The organism is Gilvibacter sp. CC01 (genome assembly GCF_055755295.1).
The window spans coordinates 181,902-206,911 of the sequence record NZ_CM146909.1 but is presented as its reverse complement, the minus strand read 5'-3'; the positions used below and the strand labels follow the sequence as shown (position 1 = coordinate 206,911).

Here is a 25,010-nt window from a genome sequence, read left to right as displayed (position 1 = left end):
GAGGCTTAATTGAAAGGTTTGAATACCCGTAAGAAACTTACTCTCTTTAACGATCCAATTTACGGATTTATTACCATCCCAAATGCGTTGGTCTTTGACCTGATAGAGCATACCTATTTTCAACGCTTGCGCAGAATTACGCAGATGGGTATGTCGTATTTGGTTTTTCCCGGAGCGCATCACACGCGCTTTCACCACGCTTTAGGCTGCATGCACCTTATGCAGAAGGCGGTACAAGTACTTCGCTATAAGGACATTGTGATTTCTAAGGAGGAAGAAGAGGCGCTTTACGTGGCCATTTTGTTACACGATATAGGACACGGGCCTTTTTCACATGCTTTAGAACACAGTCTTGTCACTGGAGTGGATCACGAGCAGATTTCATTGCAATTTATGGAAGCGCTCAACAAAAACTTTAACGAGAGATTAACGTTGGCTATCTCCATATTCAATGACAGCTATCCCAGAAAGTTCTTACATCAATTAGTCTCTGGACAGTTAGACATGGACCGTCTGGACTACCTTAAGCGCGACAGTTTTTACACTGGGGCCTCAGAAGGAAACATCAATAGTGAGCGTCTTATAAGTATGCTTAATGTTGCCAACGATCAATTGGTAGTAGAATCCAAAGCTATTTATTCTGTCGAGAAGTTTTTAGTGGCCAGAAGGCTGATGTATTGGTCGGTTTACCTACATAAAACAGGTTTAGCAGCAGAGCAAGTGCTAATTCGTGTCTTGCAGCGTGCTAAAGAATTGATCGCTCAGGGAGATAGTTTAGAAGCCAGTGAACCTCTGATGTTCTTTTTAAAACGAGAATCCGAAGTGTTTGATCAGACAGCACTGAGGCATTTTGCCCGTTTGGACGACCACGATATTATACAGGCTTTGAAAGGGTGGTGCGACCACAGCGATAGTATTTTGTCCAAACTGTCTAATATGATCTTGGACAGGGATCTTCCTAAAGTAAAACTCAAGAATAAAAAACCAACGTCTGCGCAAGTTGACAAACACAAAGAAAAGGTGAGTAAAGCTCTTGGTATACCTATGGATCAGACCCATTATTTTGTGTTTGAAGGACAAGTGACCAATCGGGCCTATCGCAACGATACTCAAAATATAAATCTATTGAGTAAAAACGGAAAACTTACGGATGTGGCTGGTGCAAGTGATCAACTAAATTTAAAGGCCTTGACCAGAGAAGTCACTAAACACTATCTGTGTTATCCCAAAGGAAAACATTATTAATTTTTTCTATTTTTGCATCAATTGAAAGCGCAGGATGAGCAACCCAAACCACGCACTAGACAGAGCCGAGCGGCCTCTTCCACAAGCACTTAGAGAACTATGAAATTCACAGCAACGCAAATAGCGGGCATACTGGAAGGGGAAATAGAAGGTAATCCTGACGTAGAAGTGTCAAAACTCGCAAAGATCGAGGAAGGCTCTCCAGGGAGTTTAACCTTTTTATCGAATCCGAAGTATACTTCTTACATATACAAGACGCAGGCGTCTATCACTATTGTAAACAAGGATTTTAAAGCCGAAGACAGCTTAGATACCACCTTGATCCGTGTAGAGGATGCCTATAAAGCGTTCTCCACCTTATTAGAATATTACAACCAAGTCAAAATGAACAAGACAGGAATAGAACAACCTGTGTTCATAGCAGACAGCGCCAAATATGGTGAAAACCTCTATATGGGAGCTTTCTCGTATCTCGGAGAAAATGTTTCTATTGGTGACAACGTTAAGATCTATCCCAACGTATATATAGGAGACAATGTACAGATAGGTGATAATTGCGTTGTCTTTGCCGGGGCTAAGATCTATTCAGAATCAGTTATAGGCAAACACTGTGTGATTCATTCAGGTGCCATTGTTGGTGCCGATGGTTTCGGTTTTACACCTAATGAAAAAGGCGAATATCAAAAAGTACCTCAGACTGGAAACGTGATCATAGAAGATCATGTGGATGTCGGCGCCGGAACTACTATAGACAGAGCCACACTAGGTTCTACCATTATTCGCCGCGGAGTTAAATTGGATAACCAGATCCAAATTGCGCACAATGTCGAGATCGGTGAAAACACGGCTATCGCTGCCCAGTCTGGAGTAGCTGGCTCTACCAAGATAGGCAAGAACTGTTTGATAGGTGGCCAGGTTGGAATAGTTGGTCATGTAACAATAGGAAACAATGTGCGTATTCAGGCGCAGAGTGGTATCGGCAGAAATGTAAAAGACAATGAAGTGTTGCAAGGTTCACCAGCCCTTAATTATGGCGATTACAATAAGAGCTATGTGCACTTTAAAAATCTTCCTAAAATAATAGATCGTTTTAACGCTATTGAAAAAAACCAAGACAATGAGTGAAACTGGCGCCAAACAACGCACCATAGAAAAGGAAGTATCGCTTAAAGGTGTGGGATTACACACTGGAAAAAACGTAACACTTACATTCAAACCAGCTCCGGAAAATCACGGCTACGCCTTTGTAAGAGCTGACCTTGAGGGTACACCAACCATAGAGGCAGACGCCAACTATGTGGTCAATACCCAACGCGGAACCAACTTGGAGAAGTTAGGTGTAAAGATCCAGACCTCGGAGCACGTATTAGCTGCTTTGGTTGGTATGGAAGTAGATAATTGTATCATTGAATTGGACGCTTCGGAGCCTCCAATTATGGACGGTTCCTCAAAATTCTTTGTAGAAGCCATTGAAAAGGCTGGGATTAAGGAGCAGGATGCCATGCGAGAAGAATACGTGGTCAAAGACGTGATCTCTTACAGCGACCCTGAAACAGGCAGCGAGATCATAGTAATGCCTGCGGATGAGTACCAGATCACCACTATGGTCGATTTCGGCACCAAGATCCTAGGTACGCAGAACGCCACCATGAAGTATCTTTCGGATTTTAAAGCTGAAATTTCGGACTCTAGAACCTTTAGTTTCCTTCATGAAATAGAAACGCTTCTAGATCACGGACTTATAAAAGGTGGAGACCTGAACAATGCCATCGTTTATGTAGACAAAGAATTGTCACCAAAGACCATGGACAAACTGCGCGAGGCTTTTGGTAAAGATTCTATTTCGGTTAAGCCTAATGGAATTTTAGATAATCTGACCTTACACCACCCCAACGAGGCTGCCAGACACAAACTGCTAGATGTAGTAGGCGATCTAGCCCTTATAGGGACTCGTATCCGCGGGAAGGTCATTGCCAATAAACCTGGGCATTATGTGAACACCCAGTTTGCAAAGAAAATGTCCAAGATCATTAAAATGGAACGTCGCAATAAGGTGCCTAAGTTCGATCTGAGCAAGCCACCGGTAAAAGACGTAAACCAGATCATGGCCATGTTGCCACACCGTCCGCCGTTCTTATTGGTAGACAAGGTTTTAGAGTTAAGTGACTCGCATGTAGTTGGACTCAAGAACGTGACCATGAACGAGCCATTCTTTGTAGGTCACTTCCCTGGAGCACCTGTTATGCCTGGTGTTCTTATTGTTGAGGCCATGGCGCAAACAGGAGGTATACTCGCTTTAAGCACCGTTCCAGACCCGGAGAATTACCTGACCTTTTTTATGAAGATAGACAATGTTCGATTCAAGCAGCAGGTTACCCCGGGAGATACCCTTATCTTTAAACTGGATTTGATCAGTCCGATCCGTCGTGGAATTGTCCATATGAAGGCATCTGCTTATGTAGGAGATAAATTGGCTACGGAGGCAGAGCTTATGGCACAGATCGTCAAGTCCAAATAACAATCTTATAACTACGGAATGAATCAACCTTTAGCATATGTGCATCCCGGGGCCAAGATCGCCAAGAACGTGGTGATAGAACCCTTTACCACCATTCACAACAATGTGGTGATAGGCGAGGGAACTTGGATCGGCTCTAACGTGACCATCATGGAAGGTGCGCGTATCGGGAAGAACTGTAATATCTTTCCTGGAGCGGTAATTAGTGCTATTCCACAAGATCTCAAATTCAACGATGAAGACACTATCGTAGAAATTGGAGACGGAACTACCTTGCGCGAATACGTTACGGTAAACCGCGGTACTACAGATCGCGGCAAAACAGTGATCGGAAAGAACTGCTGGATCATGGCCTACTGCCATATTGCCCACGATTGTATCGTAGGTGATAATTGTATCTTTTCTAACAACAGTACTTTAGCTGGACATATTACCGTGGGAGATCATGTCGTGTTAGCAGGTATGACTGCCATCCAACAATTTTGTACCATTGGTAACCACGCTTTTGTTACCGGAGGATCTTTGGTGCGTAAAGATGTGCCTCCTTATGTAAAAGCTGCACGTGAGCCGCTTTCTTATGTGGGGATTAACTCCGTGGGATTGCGCAGGAGAGGTTTCTCTACGGAGAAGATCCGCGAAATACAGAACATATACCGTATCCTGTATCAAAAGAATTTAAACAACACCCAAGCCGTTGCGATCATTGAGGCCGAAATGGAAGCCACCCCAGAACGCGACGAGGTGCTCGAATTTATAAAACGTTCAAAACGAGGTATCATGAAAGGATACTTCAGCAATTAAATCATATGGCAAGTACTTCAGACATCCGCAAAGGACTTTGTATTAAATACAACCACGATATCTACAAGATCATTGAATTCTTACACGTTAAGCCAGGGAAAGGCCCTGCCTTTGTAAGAACCAAGCTTAAAAGTGTTACCACAGGAAAAGTGATCGACAATACTTTCTCTGCCGGTCATAAGATCGAAGATGTACGCGTAGAAACCCACAAATTCCAGTATTTGTACAACGAAGGTGAGACCTTCCACTTTATGAATACGGAAGATTACACCCAGATCCAACTTCAGAAAGACGCTTTAGATACTCCAGAGCTTATGAAAGAAGGAGAAGTGGTAACTGTGATCATTAACTCAGAAGACAATATGCCGCTCTCTGTAGAAATGCCTCCACACGTGATCTTGGAAGTAACTGCCACAGAACCTGGAGTTAAAGGAAATACCGCGACCAACGCGACCAAACCAGCAACCGTAGAGACCGGTGCCACAGTGAATGTTCCCTTATTCATCAATGAAGGCGACAAGATTCGCGTTGATACCGAAAAAGGTAACTACCAGGAGCGCATTAAAGAATAATTTAGATTCCCTGTTGTAAACGTCCCATGATTATGGGGCGTTTTTTTATCTTAGACTTATGAAGTTTCCTAAGCCACATACACTTAAAGAGATCGCCGAACTCATCGGATCAACTTATGTTGGTGCCGACGATTTTCCTGTGGAGGGAATGAACGAGATCCATGTGGTAACCCCTGGAGATATAGTCTTTGTAGACCATCCGAAGTATTACGATAAAGCATTAGAATCCGCAGCAACTGTGGTTTTGATTAATAAAGAAGTGGACTGCCCAGAGGGCAAGGCCTTACTGGTTTCTGAAGATCCATTTAGAGACTTCAACACCTTGACCAGACACTTTATGCCGTTTGTGTCTGCTTCTGCTTTAATTGCTCCTACAGCAAGCATAGGGCACGATACGCAGATTCAGCCTGGTGCTTTTATAGGAAACAATGTGACCATAGGGGCTAATTGTGTCATTCATGCCAATGTGAGTATTTACGATCACTGTGTTATTGGAGATAACGTAACCATACACTCCGGAACTGTTTTGGGAGCCGATGCATTCTATTACAAGAACAGACCGGAAGGCTATGACAAGCTTTTAAGTGGCGGCCGGGTGGTGATTCAAGACGATGTGGACCTCGGTGCACTTTGTACTATAGACAAGGGCGTTACCGGCGATACTACCATAATGAAAGGCACCAAGATCGACAACCAAGTTCATATAGGCCACGATACGGTGATTGGAGAGCGCTGCCTTATTGCTTCGCAAACCGGTATCGCTGGCTGTGTGGTAATGGGCAACCAAGTTACGGTTTGGGGCCAAGTAGGAATTACCAGTGGTATTACCATAGGAGATAAAACCGTTATCTCTGCTAAAGCTGGCGTGAGTAAATCCTTAGAAGGAGGGAAGCATTATTTTGGAATCCCTGCGGATGAGTTCAGAAAGAAATACAAAGAAATAGCTTCCATTAGAATGATACCTGCGCTGATGGAACAACTCAAACAACAAAACAAATAAGATGTCGAAAGCAGTAGTACGCAATTTTTACAAGGCCAATATTCTCGGCGATCCAACGGTATTAAAGACTTATTTCCATCCGGAGATCACCTTGATCTGGAACAGTAATGACGGCCTTACCATTATGAATTTTGACGATTTGGAAGGCTTCTTCGGAGAGATCAGAAATACCTACCACGACCTGCGTATTGAAGTTAGTCACCTATTGCAAGACGATAATTTTGTGACAATCCGCTACAAGTACTATGTGCGCACTATAGAAAACCCGGAGGAGGAATTGGGCATTGCTCATTTTATAGCTATTTGGGAGATCAAAGATGGCCAAATGTACCGCGGATATCAAGTAAGTCAGCCGGTTACTGACCTAGATGACACCACCGAATCTTACCACAAAGTAAAAGTTTAGTCCACTTATTTTTTAGGAGATAAAAGTGTATTTTTGTACTCCGAAAAATCAAATGTAAATCACAGCTACTTATGAGCGTATTAGTCAATAAAGATTCTAAGATAATTGTACAAGGTTTCACCGGAAGCGAAGGAACTTTCCACGCCGGGCAAATGATCGAGTACGGCACCAATGTTGTCGGAGGTGTAACTCCTGGTAAAGGTGGGCAAACCCATTTGGACCGTCCGGTTTTCAATACCGTAGAAGAAGCCGTTAAGGCCACTGGTGCAGACACTACTATCATTTTTGTACCACCAGCTTTTGCTGCGGATGCCATTATGGAGGCCGCCGATGCTGGGATCAAGGTTATCATTACCATTACTGAAGGAATCCCTGTGGCTGATATGATCAAAGCATCTAATTATATCTCTGAGCGCGATTGTCGTTTAGTAGGACCAAACTGTCCAGGAGTTATCACTCCGGGCGAAGCCAAAGTTGGGATCATGCCAGGTTTTGTTTTCAAAAAAGGAAACGTAGGCATTGTTTCTAAATCAGGAACACTTACTTATGAGGCAGCAGACCAGGTTGTGCGCCAAGGTCTAGGTATCACCACAGCCATTGGAATTGGCGGCGATCCTATCATTGGAACAACCACCAAAGAGGCTGTAGAAATGTTGATCAACGATCCGGAAACCAAATGTGTTGTTATGATCGGAGAGATCGGAGGGCAGCTAGAAGCCGATGCCGCTAACTGGTACCAAGCCAGTGGAAGCAATAAACCGGTTGTTGGTTTTATCGCCGGAGAGACTGCACCTAAAGGACGTACTATGGGGCACGCTGGAGCTATTGTAGGCGGAAGCGAAGACACTGCACAGGCCAAGAAAAAGATCATGCGACAGTGTGGGATCCACGTGGTGGATTCTCCTGCAGAGATCGGGAAGAAAGTCGCAGAAGTACTGGGATAGCCTGTTAAAAGTTTTAAGAAGAGACCGTGTAAATTACCATAATTTTATACGGTCTCTTTTTATTTAAAGCCACCTCATTTCTTATCTTTACCATTCAACCAACTAAAATTTACCACTTTGAAATTACTTGAAGGAAAAACAGCGATCATTACCGGTGGAAGCCGCGGAATAGGAAAAGGTATTGCAGAAGTATTTGCCGCCCACGGCGCTAATGTTGCTTTCACTTACAGTTCTTCTGCCGAGGCAGCCAACGCCTTGGCAAGCGAGCTCAACGCCAAAGGTGTACAAGCAAAAGCTTATCAATCTAATGCTGCTGACTATCAGCAATGTGAGGACTTGGTAAAACAAGTACTCGAAGATTTTGGCTCGGTAGATGTAGTGATCAACAATGCTGGTATTACCAAGGACAACTTGTTGATGCGCATGAGCGAAGAAGACTTTGACAAGGTGATCGAGGTGAACTTAAAGTCTGTTTTCAATATGACCAAAGCTATTCAGCGTACCTTTTTAAAGCAACGCAACGGATCCATCATCAATATGAGTTCCGTAGTTGGGGTAAAAGGAAACGCCGGACAAGCCAATTATGCAGCTTCTAAAGCGGGTATTATAGGTTTTAGTAAGTCTGTTGCCCTAGAACTCGGGTCGCGCTCTATTCGTTGTAATGTGATCGCCCCAGGATTCATAGAAACGGAAATGACCGCTAAGTTGGATCCAGATACCGTTCAGGGATGGCGCAATGCAATTCCTTTAAAACGTGGAGGACAGCCGGAAGATATCGCTAATGCATGTGTTTTCTTAGCCAGTGATCTATCGGCCTATATTACTGGGCAAGTGCTCAATGTGGACGGCGGAATGCTCACTTAAAAATTAGTACTCAAATCATTTAATGTCGGCAACCACCCTTTTGTATCTTATTGCAGTAGCTGTAGTAGCGCTTGGGGTGTCTGCTTATATGTATGGTTTTAAGAGTCGTTTAAATCCAAAATTGCGCTGGGCACTCGGGCTTTTACGATTCTTGACGCTCCTGTGTTTAGGGGTGTTGCTTATAAATCCCAAGATAGAACAGGTATCGTATTACACCGAAAAGCCAGCACTAAATGTATTGGTTGATAATTCTAGTTCTATCCGCAGCCTATCCAGAGATTCTTTGGTCAAAAGCTTGCTAAACGATATAGTTACGGATACTGAACTAGAGCGACGATTTAAAGTACAGGCCTATCAGTTTGATCAATCCTTTGGTCCTTTGGACAGTTTGGACTTTAAGGGCGCAGCTTCTGATATAGCCACTGGTCTTCGTGACCTTGGTGCCATATACGATAAGCAAGCCACCACTACCGTTTTATTGACCGATGGAAATCAAACCTTAGGAAGCAACTATAGCAGTTTAGGCAATCGCTTAAAAAATCCTGTATTTCCTCTTGTTGTGGGCGATACTACGCAGTACGAGGATCTCCGAATTACGCGTGTCAACGCCAATCGATATGCCTATCAGGACAATGAATTTCCTTTGGAATTATCTTTGGCCTATACCGGAGATCGCGGTGTAAACACCAATCTCGTTATTCGCAGGGGAAGTCAAGTGGTTTCGCGACAACCCTTAACATTTAACAGTACAAACAATGCAACAACGCTCACACTTTATTTAAAGGCTGAACAAGTGGGTATTCAGAGCTACACTGCGGAGTTGACACCTTTAACAGCGGAGCGAAACACCAACAACAATTACCAACAATTTGCGGTAGAGGTTATAGATCAGAGCACCAAAGTGGCCATTGTGGCTTCAGTTCAGCATCCAGATCTGGGAGCCTTAAAGAAAGCGATCACTCAATTAAAACAAAGGCAGGTCACTGTTTTGGAACCAACAGCCGCTGTTGGGCAATTAGATGAGTATCAATTGGTCATTCTGTACCAGCCTGACTCGCGCTTTAATACCGTGTATGAGGAATTAGAGAGCTTGAAAAAGAACAGATGGACAATTACCGGATTGCAAACGGATTGGGATTTTATCAATGAGGTACAACTCAAATATGCCAAATTAGGTGCGGCAGGTGAGGAGTTGGTTAGTGCAGAAACCAATAGGAACTATGCCATATTCGCTTTAGATCCTGTAGACTTTAGCAATTACCCACCCTTATTGACCCAATTTGGTAGCCTAGATGTTTTTGTTCCTTATGATGAACTGCTGAGTCAGACCATATCTGGAATATTCACAGAATCGCCCATGCTCTTTAGTTTTGAGTCCGATGGGATCCGTGAAGCCGTTTGGGATGCTGAAGACCTTTGGCGATGGCGTGCACATGCTTATGTAGAGAATAGAGACTTTAAGCAATTCGACGACCTTGTTGCCAATATGGTGCAATACCTATCTTCCAATAAGCGACGTAGTAGGCTCAATGTGAATTATGAGACCTTTTATTACAGCAATGCCGCCATCAGCATCCAGGCCCAGTATTTTAACGAGAATTATCAGTTCGATCCGGAAGCATCACTGTATTTAACCTATACAAACTCCTCAGGAAACAGTCAGCGACTACCCATGCTGCTAAAAAATAATTATTTCCAAGCCAATCTCAACGGTCTGGCAGCAGGTGTTTACGATTTCACCGTTACTGTAGAAGGACAAGGGATTGCCAGAAGCGGTCAGTTCAATGTATTAGATTTTAGCGTAGAGGATCAGTTTATCAATCCAAACGCTTTAAAACTTAATGCACTGGCAACTGGTAGCGGAGCGCAGTTGTATTACGAAGATCAGCTCGCTGAATTAAAGGCAGCGCTACTGCAAGATCCACGCTTTGTACCTGTTCAAAAAAGTAGGCAAAATGTTGTACCTTTAATATCCCTAAAATATCTGCTCGGCTTGCTGGCCTTACTACTTGCTGCAGAGTGGTTTACCAGAAAATACAACGGATTAATATAATATTGAAATCATGGAAAAATTACCCAAACTCGGGATCCCCGTACTAATAGCAGTTATTCTACTGCTTATACTTTTGTTTAAATCTTTTGTACGAATAGAAGCAGGTTATTCCGGCGTACTCTACGAAACGCTAAGTGGTGGTGTAGACCCGAACAAGCCGGCCATGCCTCAAGGACTTAATTTTGTGATGCCTTGGAACGAGGTGATCAAGTACGAAGTGCGTCAGCAAGAAGTATCAGAGAACATGGACGTACTGTCCTCTAATGGATTAGAAATTCAATTAGACGCCTCTGTACTGTATCAACCAGATGTGTCGCAGCTCGGAAAATTACATAACGAAAAAGGGGAGAACTACCTCTCTCGATTGGTACAGCCAGCGATACGTTCGGCTGCGCGTTCCGTAGTTGGACGTTATACTCCGGAGCAATTGTATTCTACCAAGCGTGATGCTATCCAAGACGAGATCTTTGCAGAGACCAAGAAGATCTTAGACGAGGAGTATATTCAGCTTAACCGTGTATTGGTTAGAGATGTTACTCTTCCACCAACTATCAAGGATGCTATCGAGCGTAAGCTAAAACAAGAACAAGAGTCCTTGGAATACGAGTTCCGATTAGAAAAGGCAGAAAAAGAAGCAGAGCGCCAACGTATAGAAGCAGAGGGTAAAGCAGCGGCGAATAGAATTCTAAGTGCCTCGCTTACCGATAAGATCCTGCAGGAAAAGGGTATTCAAGCAACTTTAGAGCTTTCTAAGTCTCCAAATAGCAAAATGGTCATAATTGGATCTGGACAAGATGGGCTGCCGCTTATCCTGAACAACAATTAACTCGTTTCTAAATAATGAGAATTAAGAGGCGCTGCTAGATGCAGTGCCTTTTTTATTGCGCCAGAATCTGTATATCCCAAATCCTGCCACAGCGGCTATACCAAACATGATCAAAGCACCCAGCAGATTGCTGTACAGTGCAAAGCCTAAACCAAACAGGGAGGTGTAAACCAAAAGGATCCCCAAGAGCATAGAGCCCAGATCTGCAGTGAAATTATCACCACTCTCACGCAGGTTTATTTGTGCTTCGGATGCCTTGCGTTTTAGTCCGTTCCAACCGATACCATAAGGCGTAATGGCATTGTAGAACGCAACCAGTTTATCTGTAGCAGTTGGGCGAGTAATTAGGGTAACGAGCAGCCATGTGAGTGTGGTAATTCCCACACCAATTACTAACACATAATGATCTGCAATTGGAGTAAAGAATTCTTCGTGAACAAACTCGAAGTAAACTGCAACAATAAAAGATACGATCATCCCGCTAATCTCCGAATAAGCATTAACCCGCCACCAAAACCAGCGCATGATAAATATAGAACCCGTGCCGGCACCTATCTGTAGTAATATTTTAAAGGTTCCGTAGGCATCGGTCAAGAACAATGCCAAACAAGCAGCTATGACCATCAACAATACCGTAGATATACGACCTACACCAACGAGTTCCTTTTCTGAGGCTTCAGGTTTTATAAAACGCTGATAGAAATCCAAGGCGATATAAGAAGAACCCCAATTTAAATGTGTAGATATGGTGCTCATAAAAGCCGCTATGAGCGAAGCCAATACCAAACCAAGTAGCCCGGCAGGCAATTTGGTCAGCATAGCAGAATAACCCAGATCGTGACCCAATACGGTATTCGGAAAGGCAGATCCTATATCTGTAAGTTCCGGATAAAGTACCAAAGAAGCTAAGGCGATCAAAATCCAAGGCCAAGGTCTAAGGGCATAATGGGTAATATTAAACAGTAGGGTAGCGCCTATGGCATTCTTTTCGTCTTTGGCAGACAGCATTCGCTGAGCAATATAACCACCTCCACCTGGTTCCGCGCCGGGATACCAAACACTCCACCATTGTACTGCTACAGGAATTAACAAAAGCACAATTAGTGATTCGGTATCGTTAAAGTCTGGTAGGAAGTTTAGTTTATCGGCAACATTGGGATGCGCAAGCATAGCGTCCAATCCACCGACCTCTGGTAGATTAATGATATAATATGCAGCCCAAATTGAGCCTACCATAGCAACTAAAAACTGCAGAAAGTCAGTAAAAATCACACCTCGTAAACCACCAAGAGTACTGTATATCACTGTGATTACACTGGCATAGAGTACACATTGCCAGGGTTCCAAACCGAACATGACACCTCCTATTTTAATAGCAGCCAAACATACAGAGGCCATAATTAAAACATTGAAGATCACTCCTAAATAAATGGCTCGGAATCCTCTTAAGAATGCGGCAGCTTTACCACTATAACGCAGTTCGTAGAATTCGAGATCGGTTACCACCTTAGATCGTCGCCAGAGTTTGGCGTAAACAAATACGGTAAGCATTCCCGTGATCAGGAAAGCCCACCAGGCCCAGTTTCCAGAAACCCCGTTTTGTCTAACAATATCGGTAACCAGATTTGGCGTATCTGCAGAAAAGGTGGTCGCCACCATAGATATGCCCAATAGCCACCAAGGCATATTCCTTCCGGAGAGAAAGAATTCTTGGGTATTCTTACCTGCGCGTTTGGTAACGGCTATTCCAATAATCGCAAAAACAATAAAAAAAGCGAGGATGATCCCCCAATCCAAGGTCGATAGAGACATACTAGTAGTTTTTCAGTCGCTCCGCTTGACCGACCCAATTGTCTCTTTCCATGCGTCCTGGGAAGAAATCGATCATTTCGGTAACTGTTTGAATATCCTCCCAATTGAACCTACTGATCTGATCATAAGTATAGATACCGATCTCGTTGAGCTTTTGTTCTATGTACGGTCCAACACCACTGATCTGGGTTAGATCGTCTTTTTCGCTGGCACTGGCGTAACCGAAATTGTCAAAATTAAGCTCCTTTTTCTCTAGTGCCTTCTGATAAGTAGCACTAGCTTTAGCTGCGACCTCTTGTTGGCTGCGGATCGGAGTCGCTGTTTCTGGTTCAGGAGTTATCGTGGTAACAACGGTTTGCTTTCTTGTTGGTGGAGCCACAGCGACTTGTTGGGTGCGACTCTCTATGGTCTCTATGATCTTGGGTTCGATCTCTGTGTAGAGCACATCGATATCCTTTGCAGCCTCACTCTGGCTTGCATCAAGCTCTTTGCGGAGTTTCTTAATGTTTTTTTTGTATTTACCACTATTGAGTTGCAAGCTCGCCAAATAACCAATTAAAAAGGAACTGAGCATCAAAATACTGATCTCCAAGTAGGCAGACCACATATTGTTAGCGAAGATGTCAGCTAGTCCCTCCATTAATTAAAAATAATTTCTATTCGTCTGTTTAGGTCTCTTCCGCGTTGGGAGTTGTTAGAGTCTATCGGTTCCGATTCTCCTTTTGATAACGCCATGATACGAGCCTTATCTATATTTCCTCTGGCAATAAAAAACCAGCGAACCTGTCTGGCATATTTTAGTCCCAGATTATAATTGTCTTGATAATTCCCAATATTGTCGGTGTGTCCAACAATCTTCACGGTCATCTCTGGCCTTTCCTCAAGCACAACTTTTATTTCTTCCAGTATATCACGCAATTCCTTATTGACAAGAATCCCAGAATTGGTGAAAGTTGGGTAGACCACTTTGTTCTTTGGGATCGCATTGGCCATTTGTGCTATGCGCTCTGTATCTAATGGATTGAATTTAAAGGCTATACCGTTATCGTAAGTGTTGGCAGTATCAAAAGGAATATCTTGAATATCTGATTTGATAACTATAACCTCTCGAGGGATTCCTGCACTAACCAGTTCCTCTTTTATGAATTCTCCTCTTATTACTCCAAAGTTAGGACTTGTAAAGGCTTCGTCTGCACTGTAGCGAGAGATTACCGTTACTTCCATATCGGGATGTTCCAAGAGATAATTCAAGATCTTGTATTTGTAATCCAGATTTGCGCTATTGCTATAAACTAGGGAATCGTTCTTTTTGATCTGTAATCCTTGATCGAAATAGAAGACCGTTAAACCATCAGCATCCTTACCGATAAGTCCGTCACGCTGTACGCGCGTCTGAGTAGCTAATAGCGTATCTTTAGCGGCGATGGTAGTTGTAATGGTATCTTGGTTCACTTGTTCGATTACTTGCTGTGCTGTCGAATCTTCAACACTGCCTTTTGTCCAGGATATATTATCAGGGGCCTTAAGCAATGAATACAGCCACAGTGCAAAAAAGGTCCAAACGGCAAATACCACTAAGGCTATTAAAAAATTCTTCATCAATGCACCCCAATCCCAATATAATGGACGAAAAATACTACAAAATCAAAGATAAAACTAAAAAAAACTTCAGTTTTTCTACGTTAAAAACAAGGGGAATTATCAACCTTTTGTGAACAAAAGGTAAAGAGTTAACCCCTGAATAATCAGGGGTTTAAATTATTATTTAAGAATACCCTCCTGAATGGACTTTTTAGAGTACCAGAAGAAGAAAACCCCTAAAACAATTATCATTATGGGTAAAATAAGACCTTCTCCACCCATAATTTCGACATAATTTGAGAGAAAGAAAGTATAAATACTCTGGCCAATTATACCCAACAGTGACAGAAGGAAAAGAGCATAAGCTAACTTTCTTTTAAGTAAAAGAGCTACAGATCCTAATATACCGAACCAAACAGCTATAGCAAAGGCCGCGGTAGCCCATGACGGTGTACCGGTTATTAACTCTTGTTCCGCTGTAGTGTACATATTTAACTCCTGTTCAGTCATAAAGGCGTTTCCTAAATACTGTAAAACACCAATAATATTCCAAACCAATGCCACAATGGCGATCACCCAAAATAGGGCAGTGGGTTTTTTTGTCTCTGTCATGGGAATAAATTTTAATTGATTAGTTGGACTAAATGTACAAATTCTAGACAAATGTGTTAACTGCAGGTTAATTCGGGTTAATGGGCTCTATTTGTCATTTTTTGCACGATATTTGCTACGAATATGATTATGAAAAGATCACTACTTTTTTGGTGTTTGTTTATTGCGACGACCGCCGCTTTAGCACAAATAGATAGTCCTATGGGTTCTAGTTCTGGTTTGGACATCCCATTTGGTTCTAGCAGTGACGATTTCAATATTTCTGGCAGTAGTTTGAGCATTCCAAATTTTGGTCTCGACAATCCTGAAGACAAACAAGGATTCGGACAGTTCAGTGTAACCGATACTTTAAGCATAGGAGAGACCGAGAAAGAAGGCATCAAATTCACAACTGATACGGGTTTTTTAAGCACCAAAAGCGATAAAGCCCCCAAATACTTCACCAAAGACAAGGAGGAAAAAGACGAATATCTTCAGAATCAATTCTTTGGACAATACACCTCAAATGCCAAATTTGTCGTTTTGCGCTGTCGCGATCACGAATTTGTAGATGGAGACCGTGTTCGCGTGTATATCAACGACAATGTTCTTGTTCCCAATGTTCGACTCGGTAGTGGTTATCAAGATTTTGAGCTCTTTTTAGACCCGGGAATGAATACCGTAGAAATAGAAGCGCTCAATCAAGGAACTTCTGGACCAAATACAGCAGAATTTATCATCATAGACGACGACGGGGCCTTACTTTTCTCTAATGAATGGAATTTAGCCACAGGTGTTCGCGCGAAATTCATCATCAATAAGCCTCAGCGCTAAGCTCAATAATAGTAAAGCTTCCTAGAGTATTTACTTCTTCATTGCACTGGTAAACATTTATCGGTAAACACTGTTTTTGCACATTTTGCTGCTACTTTCATCTTGCCAATCGAAAAGAATTGAAAAAGAAAAATGAAGAGAAGTATACTGCTGATCTGTAGTATTCTGCCGTGGTATTCTTGTTCGGACGATGAGAAAGCTATAGACATTTTTACAGAAGAAATAGAATACGGAGCTGTAGTGAGGACTTTGCAGTTCAACAATGCAGAATTCAATGTCGGAGATCCTGATAGCGTATTTAGTGTTGATATTGAAGTGCAAGATGAATTAGACGGCGACCTGCTGGAAGCTGTAGACCTTATAGTTAGCTTTGTAGATAACACTCCGGCAGGTGGCGACTTCTCGACCACAGAGGCCAGTTTAGGCAGCTTATTACCAGAAGATTTTGGTTTGGGAGCCAATGGTTTTCCCAAAATAACCCTGAACTACTCACAGGCAGCCATGGCAGCGGCTGTGGGAGTCTCTTTGGAAAACATTTCATGTAGTGATCAGTTCTTATTGCGGACAGTCATTCGCCTGACTGACGGACGTTCTTTTACAACAGGCATGGCCAGTTCGATAATCTTGGCCTACGAGACTTTTTTTAGTAGTCCCTATTGTTATACGATCAATGTAGTGGAACCAATAGACGAGGAGCTATTTACTGGTGACTATGTAATGACGAGCATTATAGACGGCCCCTTAGGGCCTACTTTTAATGAAAGCGGAACTTTGGTGTCTGTAGAAAAGGCACCGCATTCCAATACAGTAAGACAGGTTAGACTCAAGCATATATTATCTCATCCATCAAACGAACAGCCTAGAATTTATGAGTTTAGCATAGTCTGTGACCAAGTGGTATTTAGAAAGAATCAATTGTCCAGTGTAATCGGGCAATGCACATTCTCCACGTCAAGCCCTATTTTACTAGGTCCAGGAGAAGAGAACGCACCCGCCAACATCTTAGACGACAGTGTCTTTGAGGTTTGGTTTGTAGAAGGATATTTAGGATTTGATGGTCGCTGCGGATTTGGAACCGCTCCGTCCAGAATAAAATTTACAAAACAGTAGACCGTAATTTACTCGGGTTGGTTGCCCGATATCCATACAGTTAGTGAGTAAATTAGTGTTGTTGCAACGCTCCCGATTAGAAGTTATTTTGTGGTAATTTTAAACTTCGCTCTCGGGAGCGTTCTATTTTTTTATAAATTGAGTCTATAAAGAGATCTCATGACAGTATCCGAATTAAACCCTCAGGATTATTTTGAATACTACGAGCTCTATCTCTGTGCAGTCCCCAAAAATGTCGATCTAATTCAGGCCTACCGCGAGCAAGGAGAAGAGATTGTAGCTTTTTTTAAAAACATCCCCAATAAAAGCTGGTACCACAGTTATGCCGCTGGCAAATGGACCTTGGCAGAAGTTGTCCAACACATAATAGACACCGAACGCATATTTATCCATCGCTGTTTTAGGATAGCTAGAGGAGAACAAGGCAATATTAGCGGTTTTGATCAAGATGTCTATGTGCCGACTTCTAGAGCGAATGAGAAATCGCAAGAGGCGCTTATCAATGAGTACGCCATCACCAGGGCTTACAGTATTTCGATTCTAGAGTCCTTAACCGAAGCAGATTTTCACAAAAAAGGAACCGCGAGTCAGCGTCCTTTAACCGCTGGAGCTGCTGCTTTTATTGTGTTGGGACACGAAATTTGGCACAACAATATCATTAAAGAGCGCTATCTGAGTTAGCGCTATAGCTTCTAAATTAAAAACAGGTAGAAATACGGTAATTTCCTTAACCTTGAAGACTTACATTTGGACAGTACTGCAAGTTGGGGAGCTTGACAGGACATTAAGGATTAGGCGGTGATTTTCATCGCCTTTTTTATGCAAAAAACAAATCCCTTCAAATGCTACGTTCAAAGGGATTCATACAGTGCTAAAAGCAATACTTATATTATCTGTGGATCGCATAACTACTGGCTTTAGCGTACTCTTCAAGCAGCACCAGTAATCTGGCTCTCTTGGCTGCCCAATTCTTAAATAAAAAGGTCATAACGCTTTGTTGTTAATTAAACTTATGTCTCTATACTTATAAGTCTTAAATAACGTGCCAGGTTGCGTTAGCGAATTGTTAAAATACTTAGTCCAGAAGTTTTTCAGCTACCTCTTGCCAGTTGGCTACCCTTTCGTAACCCTCGTCTTTTCTGTTATGAGGCGAGTTAAAAAGCAGCCCACGACCGTTAAAATATTTTAGGTTATAAGAACGGTCGTCTATAAGAACATCGCCATCCAAAATAAATTTATGCCCACACAAAATGCGGTACTCCCAAGTAATGAAAGGGAAGTGTTCATCTAACCAATCGCTTTTCTCTCTTAGAGAATTTGGAAACTGCGTAGCAGCTGTAGCGATATAAACTTCATGTTTGGCGGCTAGTTCCCGCATTACCTCTTGACTGTCTTTGATTAGGGGCAACTCCCTAAAGAAACCATCGCGCCAAACGTGATCTTTAACATTCTGCAAATGTTCATAGGGAACATTCTCCCAAACCTCTCCACTTGAAATATCGTCCAAGGTCAGGTTTGCATTAAACTCTTTATTGTAAATGTCTATGTGTGCCCCGTAAGTATCGGCAAGCACTTCATCCATGTCTACAAATATGGTCATTCTGTTTTTTTACAAATTTCTTTAAAATACTGTCATTCTGGGCTTAGTCCAAGATTTTTAACCCAATGATAATGTTTGATAAAAATCAGCAATTATAGCAGTAAAATGTATTTACTTTGCTTTAAATTCTATTGCTATGATAGACCAATTATTAGATGCCCTTTCTTGGGTTCCAGATTACGCAACCGGAATCTGGATCGTTCTTAGCGGCCTTTTGATCTTTATCTTATTAACGCTCAACAAGCGCCAAAATATGCAGACTCCCTTGTTTAAGACCGGGGTAGTGCTCTTAGTCGTCATTTGGCTTTACCCATTGGTAACTCCTTATGTCTATCCAATAGAATCTGGGTTTATAGTTAACCTACTCACCTTAGGCCTTACTGTCTATTATTTCAAACAACTTAAAGCACAAACCCCAAAGTTGCAGCTGTGGCTATTACCACAACTGCTTTGGTTGGTTTTTTCTACGCTTTACACCCTTGGAGCGCTTTTATCCAAGTATGCCGCTTAGCAATTTATTCCATTCCACCACGGCGGTTAGGGCTTCTAGGAGTAGGCCATTCTCTTGGCTCTCCTGTTCTAGGATTTAAAGGCAGTACAGCTTTCTCTCTGGAGGTTCGCTCCGGATCCTCAGAAGCCATATAAGCTAAAATGGCTGTTAGTATGGCATTGTTGCGAACATCATCAAAAACGATCTTGTCGTAAGTGTCTCTGTTGGTATGCCAGGTATAATTCCAATACGACCAATTCAAAGAACTCAAACTAAATGCTGGTGCACCCATAGCCTGAAAGCTCGCATAGTCCGATCCTCCTCTAGCAGGAGAACCTGGAAAACTAGTCTCAATCTCATCAGTGATCTCTTTAGGAACTGCAGCCAACCAGCGGCTTAGATAATCGTAGCTATTCAGAAAACCACCTCCAGAAATACGAACTACTCGACCGGTCCCATTATCTTGATTAAAAAGTGCTTGCGTGCCTTCTACCACCTTTGGATTGTCTTCTACAAAAGCTCTGGAGCCGTTTAAACCTTGTTCTTCACTTCCCCAATGACCAACTAGAATGGTACGCTTAGGGTTAGGGTAGAACTTCTTAAGCAGACGCATAGCCTCCATCATAACAAGGGTTCCTGTTCCGTTATCCGTAGCACCTGTACCACCGTCCCAAGAATCAAAATGAGCAGACAGTATCACGTACTCGTTGGGCAATTCAGTTCCTCTTATCTCTCCAATAGTATTGAAGGTGGGCATTTCTCCCAACTCCTTAGATAAGGCAACTATATTCAATTGAGGTTTTTGTCCGGAGGCTACCATGCGGTATAACATTCCGTAGTCTTCTAATTCTAGATCTACCGTTGGAATTGCCTTAGTGCGAGCTCCAAAGATCTTGTTCACCCCAAAACCTCGAGACCAATTACTGGTTACGATACCTACAGCTCCTGCATCTTCCAAGGCTTTCGGCAAGGTTCGGCTGTTGTATCCCATGTTCTCAAAATTCTCACGCCACATCTGGGTTTGCTCGTCACGTGCTTCTTTCATTTTTTCAAAGGACTTTTCTGTCGCGAATTCTTCCCAGTTATAATCTGGACGGCCAGTGGGCTGATTCATAGAGATCATCACCAATTTCCCTTTTACCGAAGGGAGCCATTTTGCAAATTCCAAGGAATCCTTTACCATTGGCAAAACCACAAGTTCTGCTGTTACTCCTTCTTTAGATGTACTCGGATTCCAGGCCAATTGAGTTCCTCTAAGACTCTGGACACGTGGATGTACCATATCGATATGTGTAATACCGCGTTCCCAACCGCGCCAGGTACCAAATTGTTGGTTTTCGGCTATTATTCCCCAAGAGCCGTATTTGGCAACAGCCCATTCGTGGGCGGCGTACATCTGAGGGGTACCGACCAATCTTGGCCCAATAAGATCCATAAGTTCGTGCGCCAAAGGTTCTAGTTGAGAATTCTCATTGGCTTCTTTAATGATCCCGGCTATAACAGGATCTTCCTCTTGCCCTAAAATTGAAAGTGGTGCTATTAACAAGCACAGCAATAGTAATTGTAATTTTCGCATTGTATTGGTTTGTGATTTGCTCTTTAAAAATACGGCTAATCGAACAAATCCAATAGTGAGTTCAGAAAATTCTATGGCCGCTAAACAGAAAGTCCAATTTATTGCAGTAGTATTGAATACTAATTCCACCTATGGCAAATATGAGATCTGAACGCGCACTTATTCCTTTGGCCTTTTTTGCCATCTACGTGATTTGGGGCGCAACCTATATGCTCAATAAGGTTGCCGTTGAACAGCTAGAACCCTTTTATTTAGCAGGCATTCGTTTTACAACGGCCGGACTATTGATCTTTCTCATTGCCCGACTTATGGGCCACAAACTCAGTATAAGCTGGCGCCAAGTGCGCAATACTGCCTTTGTGGGCTTTTTGTTCTTGACCTATGGGAATGGAGTAGTGGTCTGGGCCCTAAAATTCGTTGACAGTAATTTTGCCGCTTTAGAGATCGCTGCTCAACCTTTGGTTGTTTTATTGCTGATGTGGATCTTACAAGGCAAACGCATACAGTTCAAAAGTATGATCGGTGTTTTCTTAGGTTTCATAGGGATGTATTTACTCATTAGCCAAGATGAGATCTTGATGGGGCCAAACAGTCTTTTAGGAGTGCTGATGATCTTTAGTTGTATGCTGAGTTGGGGCTATGGGAGTCTGTTCGTGGCCAAGGCCGATATGCCTAGGAACTACTTTGTCAATACAGGCTTTCAGATGTTCTTTGGAGGCATTATGTTACTGATAGCGAGTTTAGCCTTTGGCGAAGCTTGGGTAGCTCCGCAGCAATGGAAACCAGACGTACAATGGGTAATGCTCATATTGGTCATCTTTGGAAGTATAGCCGCTTTCACCTCTTTCAATTATTTGCTCAAGCGAGTTTCTCCAGAAAAGGTAGCTACTTCTACTTACGTAAATCCTATCATCGCCATGCTGTTGGGTTGGTATGTTTTGCAGGAGTCTATAAGCACGCAATCAATTATAGCCGCAACTGTATTATTAACAGGAGTTTACTTTATAAATAGCGGTAAACGCAAAAAACGAGAAAAAGTATAAATCAGGTATTTACCACCTAGTTTACCATCGGCCGTAGTAATAGTTTAGTCCAACCTAAAATTCCTACAGCATAAGTTATTTAGAATTCAGAAGTCCGGCGCAGCCTGAAACAACAGCCTTTAAGGCTAAGCAGCAAACCCAAGAAGCAGCCCCCAAAAGTCAAATAAAAAGGGCCTTCTCTGATTTTGTGGTCAAGAACTACGGAGACCACTATTTAAAGAAAGTTAAACAGCAATGTGAGCTTGCAGCGCAAGGGCCAGAGCTAGACCTGGACGAAAGTCAGCCCTTAGTAGGAATAGTAGGTGGCGGATTCGCTGGTATGTACGCAGGATTGATCTTGCAATCGCTTGGGTTAGAATTCGAGCTTTTTGAGGCAAGTGATCGCGTTGGAGGTCGGATAGACACCTGGTATTCCAAATTGTACAATCCTACCGATCCAGATCAGGCCTGTCTATAAGGAGAAGTTGGAGGCATGAGAGTTAGAGAACTATCAACAAAGAAGACACCTTTTGGGTTATGCCTAAAAGGTGTTTTTATTTGCCCTGGTTTTTGCGTTTTTGGTACTTTTTAATCATAGCTATTAGAAAGGAAAGGAACATGATCCCAAAGATCAACACTCCAATAAGAACCGCCTGCCATATTCCAATTGCTAAACCCATAGATTTTTAAGTTTCTTCAAAGGTACGGGAAATCCTCCCGCAATTAGGGGATAAATCCTCTTGTATAAGCAAAGGGATGCAACTACTTTTAAATCAGACAATTCAGCCCACAATCAAACATAATCAAATACCCAGAAATGCAACTAACAAACCCCTTTAGAATAAGAGTATTTATACTCCTTGCGCTCGGTCTGTGTTTGCAATCTTGCTATTCGGTCCGTTTTGTAAGTATCAATGGCGATGAACAACCGGACCCTTTAAGTACGCGAACTGATTATTATCGCGATATGCAGGTTGTAGAGTTAGACACTGTTATCACTGCAAAGGCCACCACGCAAGACATCAACTACCTGATCAAGGAAAGTTCTGCCTGTAAATCAGGACGCCTGCATACGGTAGAAGTCCGCAACACCTTTGGTGCTATCCTGCTCAGTGCCGTGACCTTTGGGCGCAAGCGTAAGGTGAAGATAAAATATGTCTGTCAACTAGAAACGAACTGATTATGGCCTCTACAGTAGCTCACGCAAAGTCTGAATGGGACACCTTGCATCACAACGGGCCTTTCCCGCTGAAAACACTATACATTACTGAACTAGAAGGGGAGGGGAATCTGCCCGATAAGATAGCCCGTTATAAAGACGCGGCAGCAGAGATCCAGCGATTGATCAAAGAAACGCAAAACGCCAATCAAGGATTTCGCGCCTACGGATCTCGTTGGTCTATGAATCATATTGCCAGTCATCACGACCGTATGCATTACAACGGATTTATGAACATGCACATTCCGACTTTTGATGCGGACATGCATGCACAAAGCAACTTTAGCGCAGACAACATCTTTTTCTTTCAGTGTGGCAATACAATTAAAAGAGTTTCTGAAGTACTCTCAGCACACGGAAAGTCACTAAAAGCCTCCGGAGCTAGTAACGGGCAAACTATTGCAGGATGCATCTCTACTGGCGTGCACGGCTCTGCTTTAGATGTCGGTTCTGTACAGGACTACGTTGTTGGCCTAAATATTATCACTGGACCTGATCCGCAGGATATCATCTATCTAGAACCTGCCAACAAACCAGCTTTAAATGATGCCTTTGCCGCTCAAATAGCGACCAAAATAGTCCGTGACGATGAACTGTTTCGAGCAGCTTTGGTGAGCTTGGGTAGTTTTGGATTTATTCACGGTGTTGTAATAGAGGCAGAAGACCGCTTCTTGCTCAAGCGCTATGTGCAAAAGATCCCTAAAAAGTTAGCTTTGGAACTAGCCATCAGCATGGACTTTGCCAATAGTAATTTTAAAATTCCTGGGGAGGTTGATTCTCAAGGTAAGCCCAATAGACCGTATCATTATAAAGTATTTATAAATCCGTATTCCAACGAAAAGGACTATGTGGTGGAGGTGATGTACAAGAAGCCTTACACCACTCCTTATCCAGACCCTTTTCCAATAATCAAAGAATCCATTTATCGCGATCTGATCTATGTTTTTATCAAGATCGCGGAGAAATTCCCAAAAAGCATTCCTTGGCTTATTAAACGCCTTAGAAAGACCATCTTACCCATAAATGACCTGGAACGTATAGTTACCGGCACCTTACCAGAGATCTTTTGGGATGCACCTTACCAAGGCGCAGCCTTTGCCTGTTCCTTTGGCGTAGATCATAAAGATGCGGCCAAAGCCTTGAAAGTGCTAACCGATCTCACCGTAAACGAGGGGCCAATACCTGGAATCTTCGCCATGCGATTTGTAAAACAATCCGAAGCCACTATGGCCTTTACGCGTTTTCCAATTACTTGTATGTTAGAGATAGATGGCGTGCTCTGGAAGCCAAACCGCCGTATCATGAGTCTGAATCAATACGGAAGGCGTATGATAGAAGAGTTAAAAAAACACAATATTCCCTTTACGCTACACTGGGGAAAGAACGCCGATTGGAAGTTTCCAGGCTTGGTAGGACATATGTTCCCTAAAGACAATATAAAATCTTGGAAGAAGGCCAGACAAGCCTTGTTGAGTGATGAGATGCAAATACTTTTTAGCAATCACTTTTTGGCCGATGTCACGCTAGATCACAATAATTCCGGACCAACTCCAAATCCAACCGATCCTAGTCGTTAAAAAACAATATCCCCGCTCTAAACGGGGATATTGAATTTAAGGGTGATCTTAACGATGAATCGCATAACTGCTCGCTCTGGCGTATTCGACCAACTTGAGCTTGAGCCATTCTCGCGTTCGATCCCAGTCCTTGTTTAGAACAAAGTTTAACTTGAGTAATAGTCGCTTCATACAGTGAGGTTAGCGTGTTTATTCAGTCTTTACTCCAAGGCGAAAAGCCTAAGAATAATAAGGATCTGCACGTGTAGTTAAAGACGAGATTGGTGGCGACTATAGCCAGGTAAGTTTCATAAATAGAGGCAATTAAAGGTAAGAAATTTCTGCAACTTTATTATAGAAAATCGAATTAATCGATGAGATACAATAAAT

The 25,010-nt window shown here is 42.7% G+C and carries 26 protein-coding genes; 19 read left to right on the top strand and 7 right to left on the bottom strand.

Annotation, left to right across the window (positions count from 1 at the left end; translation table 11 throughout):
* Positions 1-18: 18 nt before the first annotated feature.
* From AC0J2F_RS01015 to AC0J2F_RS00965, 11 genes are all read left to right on the top strand, one after another.
* Positions 19-1,245 (top strand): HD domain-containing protein, encoded by a 1,227-nt coding sequence (locus tag AC0J2F_RS01015; RefSeq protein WP_473008185.1) that lies wholly within the window; start codon positions 19-21, stop codon positions 1,243-1,245.
* A 99-nt stretch (positions 1,246-1,344) separates the two neighbouring features.
* On the top strand, positions 1,345-2,370 hold the full coding sequence (lpxD, locus tag AC0J2F_RS01010; RefSeq protein ID WP_473008184.1) for a UDP-3-O-(3-hydroxymyristoyl)glucosamine N-acyltransferase: 1,026 nt from the start codon (positions 1,345-1,347) through the stop codon (positions 2,368-2,370).
* Positions 2,363-3,763, top strand: coding sequence for a bifunctional UDP-3-O-[3-hydroxymyristoyl] N-acetylglucosamine deacetylase/3-hydroxyacyl-ACP dehydratase (locus AC0J2F_RS01005; protein ID WP_473008183.1), 1,401 nt, complete (start codon positions 2,363-2,365; stop codon positions 3,761-3,763). The genes lpxD and AC0J2F_RS01005 overlap by 8 nt, the downstream gene beginning before the upstream one ends.
* An 18-nt stretch (positions 3,764-3,781) precedes the next feature.
* A complete protein-coding gene (lpxA, locus tag AC0J2F_RS01000) occupies positions 3,782-4,564 on the top strand; it encodes an acyl-ACP--UDP-N-acetylglucosamine O-acyltransferase (protein ID WP_087525242.1) in 783 nt (260 codons plus the stop codon).
* Positions 4,565-4,569: 5 nt separating this feature from the next.
* The gene (efp, locus tag AC0J2F_RS00995) at positions 4,570-5,136 is read left to right on the top strand and encodes an elongation factor P (protein ID WP_473008182.1); all 567 of its coding nucleotides are present in this window, start codon (positions 4,570-4,572) and stop codon (positions 5,134-5,136) included.
* Between the two features lie 58 nt (positions 5,137-5,194).
* On the top strand, positions 5,195-6,136 hold the full coding sequence (locus tag AC0J2F_RS00990; RefSeq protein ID WP_473008181.1) for a UDP-3-O-(3-hydroxymyristoyl)glucosamine N-acyltransferase: 942 nt from the start codon (positions 5,195-5,197) through the stop codon (positions 6,134-6,136).
* Between the two features lies 1 nt (position 6,137).
* Positions 6,138-6,542, top strand: a complete 405-nt coding sequence (locus tag AC0J2F_RS00985; RefSeq protein WP_473008180.1) for a nuclear transport factor 2 family protein — start codon at positions 6,138-6,140, stop codon at positions 6,540-6,542.
* A 71-nt stretch (positions 6,543-6,613) separates the two neighbouring features.
* The gene (sucD, locus tag AC0J2F_RS00980) at positions 6,614-7,486 is read left to right on the top strand and encodes a succinate--CoA ligase subunit alpha (RefSeq protein ID WP_473008179.1); all 873 of its coding nucleotides are present in this window, start codon (positions 6,614-6,616) and stop codon (positions 7,484-7,486) included.
* 117 nt (positions 7,487-7,603) lie between these two features.
* Positions 7,604-8,350 carry a 3-oxoacyl-[acyl-carrier-protein] reductase gene (fabG, locus tag AC0J2F_RS00975; RefSeq protein WP_473008178.1) on the top strand — a complete coding sequence of 249 codons (747 nt, stop codon included), beginning with the start codon at positions 7,604-7,606 and terminating at the stop codon, positions 8,348-8,350.
* A 22-nt stretch (positions 8,351-8,372) separates the two neighbouring features.
* A complete protein-coding gene (locus AC0J2F_RS00970; RefSeq protein ID WP_473008177.1) occupies positions 8,373-10,403 on the top strand; it encodes a VWA domain-containing protein in 2,031 nt (676 codons plus the stop codon).
* A gap of 10 nt (positions 10,404-10,413) precedes the next feature.
* Positions 10,414-11,229, top strand: a complete 816-nt coding sequence (locus tag AC0J2F_RS00965; RefSeq protein WP_087525249.1) for a prohibitin family protein — start codon at positions 10,414-10,416, stop codon at positions 11,227-11,229.
* Positions 11,230-11,250: 21 nt separating this feature from the next.
* Here the strand turns inward: AC0J2F_RS00965 and AC0J2F_RS00960 are convergent, their stop codons facing one another.
* From AC0J2F_RS00960 to AC0J2F_RS00945, 4 genes are all read right to left on the bottom strand, one after another.
* The gene (locus AC0J2F_RS00960) at positions 11,251-13,041 is read right to left on the bottom strand and encodes a sodium:solute symporter family protein (RefSeq protein WP_473008176.1); all 1,791 of its coding nucleotides are present in this window, start codon (positions 13,039-13,041) and stop codon (positions 11,251-11,253) included.
* 1 nt (position 13,042) lies between these two features.
* Positions 13,043-13,681, bottom strand: coding sequence for a hypothetical protein (locus tag AC0J2F_RS00955; protein WP_473008175.1), 639 nt, complete (start codon positions 13,679-13,681; stop codon positions 13,043-13,045).
* Positions 13,681-14,640 (bottom strand): OmpA family protein, encoded by a 960-nt coding sequence (locus tag AC0J2F_RS00950; RefSeq protein ID WP_473008174.1) that lies wholly within the window; start codon positions 14,638-14,640, stop codon positions 13,681-13,683. The genes AC0J2F_RS00955 and AC0J2F_RS00950 overlap by 1 nt, the downstream gene beginning before the upstream one ends.
* 162 nt (positions 14,641-14,802) lie before the next feature.
* The gene (locus AC0J2F_RS00945) at positions 14,803-15,234 is read right to left on the bottom strand and encodes a hypothetical protein (RefSeq protein WP_473008173.1); all 432 of its coding nucleotides are present in this window, start codon (positions 15,232-15,234) and stop codon (positions 14,803-14,805) included.
* Between the two features lie 129 nt (positions 15,235-15,363).
* Here AC0J2F_RS00945 and AC0J2F_RS00940 point away from each other — a divergent pair, with 129 nt between their 5' ends.
* From AC0J2F_RS00940 to AC0J2F_RS00930, 3 genes are all read left to right on the top strand, one after another.
* Positions 15,364-16,047 (top strand): hypothetical protein, encoded by a 684-nt coding sequence (locus AC0J2F_RS00940; RefSeq protein WP_473008172.1) that lies wholly within the window; start codon positions 15,364-15,366, stop codon positions 16,045-16,047.
* A gap of 132 nt (positions 16,048-16,179) precedes the next feature.
* Positions 16,180-17,157, top strand: a complete 978-nt coding sequence (locus AC0J2F_RS00935; RefSeq protein ID WP_473008171.1) for a hypothetical protein — start codon at positions 16,180-16,182, stop codon at positions 17,155-17,157.
* A 159-nt stretch (positions 17,158-17,316) separates the two neighbouring features.
* On the top strand, positions 17,317-17,838 hold the full coding sequence (locus AC0J2F_RS00930; protein ID WP_473008170.1) for a DinB family protein: 522 nt from the start codon (positions 17,317-17,319) through the stop codon (positions 17,836-17,838).
* A 394-nt stretch (positions 17,839-18,232) separates the two neighbouring features.
* On the opposite strand, the gene AC0J2F_RS00925 is transcribed toward AC0J2F_RS00930, so the two are convergent.
* The gene (locus AC0J2F_RS00925) at positions 18,233-18,757 is read right to left on the bottom strand and encodes a 5' nucleotidase, NT5C type (protein WP_473008169.1); all 525 of its coding nucleotides are present in this window, start codon (positions 18,755-18,757) and stop codon (positions 18,233-18,235) included.
* Positions 18,758-18,893: 136 nt separating this feature from the next.
* Between AC0J2F_RS00925 and AC0J2F_RS00920 the strand changes: the two genes are divergently transcribed.
* Positions 18,894-19,268: a hypothetical protein gene (locus tag AC0J2F_RS00920; protein WP_473008168.1), complete on the top strand. Its 375-nt coding sequence runs from the start codon at positions 18,894-18,896 to the stop codon at positions 19,266-19,268.
* A gap of 4 nt (positions 19,269-19,272) precedes the next feature.
* On the opposite strand, the gene AC0J2F_RS00915 is transcribed toward AC0J2F_RS00920, so the two are convergent.
* Complete coding sequence (locus AC0J2F_RS00915) at positions 19,273-20,823, bottom strand: M20/M25/M40 family metallo-hydrolase (protein WP_473008167.1); 1,551 nt, start codon at positions 20,821-20,823, stop codon at positions 19,273-19,275.
* A gap of 140 nt (positions 20,824-20,963) precedes the next feature.
* On the opposite strand from AC0J2F_RS00915, the gene AC0J2F_RS00910 reads away from it, so the two are divergent.
* The 4 genes from AC0J2F_RS00910 to AC0J2F_RS00895 all read left to right on the top strand — a co-directional run bounded on the left by AC0J2F_RS00910 (position 20,964) and on the right by AC0J2F_RS00895 (position 24,641).
* Positions 20,964-21,866 carry an EamA family transporter gene (locus tag AC0J2F_RS00910; RefSeq protein WP_374957752.1) on the top strand — a complete coding sequence of 301 codons (903 nt, stop codon included), beginning with the start codon at positions 20,964-20,966 and terminating at the stop codon, positions 21,864-21,866.
* 187 nt (positions 21,867-22,053) lie between these two features.
* Entirely contained in the window at positions 22,054-22,323 is a 270-nt protein-coding gene (locus AC0J2F_RS00905) for an NAD(P)-binding protein (protein WP_374957738.1), read from the top strand.
* Positions 22,324-22,662: 339 nt separating this feature from the next.
* Positions 22,663-23,025, top strand: coding sequence for a hypothetical protein (locus tag AC0J2F_RS00900; RefSeq protein WP_473008166.1), 363 nt, complete (start codon positions 22,663-22,665; stop codon positions 23,023-23,025).
* A 2-nt stretch (positions 23,026-23,027) separates the two neighbouring features.
* Positions 23,028-24,641 carry an FAD-binding protein gene (locus tag AC0J2F_RS00895; RefSeq protein ID WP_473008165.1) on the top strand — a complete coding sequence of 538 codons (1,614 nt, stop codon included), beginning with the start codon at positions 23,028-23,030 and terminating at the stop codon, positions 24,639-24,641.
* Between the two features lie 48 nt (positions 24,642-24,689).
* Here the strand turns inward: AC0J2F_RS00895 and AC0J2F_RS00890 are convergent, their stop codons facing one another.
* Complete coding sequence (locus tag AC0J2F_RS00890; RefSeq protein WP_374957735.1) at positions 24,690-24,812, bottom strand: hypothetical protein; 123 nt, start codon at positions 24,810-24,812, stop codon at positions 24,690-24,692.
* Between the last annotated feature and the right edge of the window lie 198 nt (positions 24,813-25,010).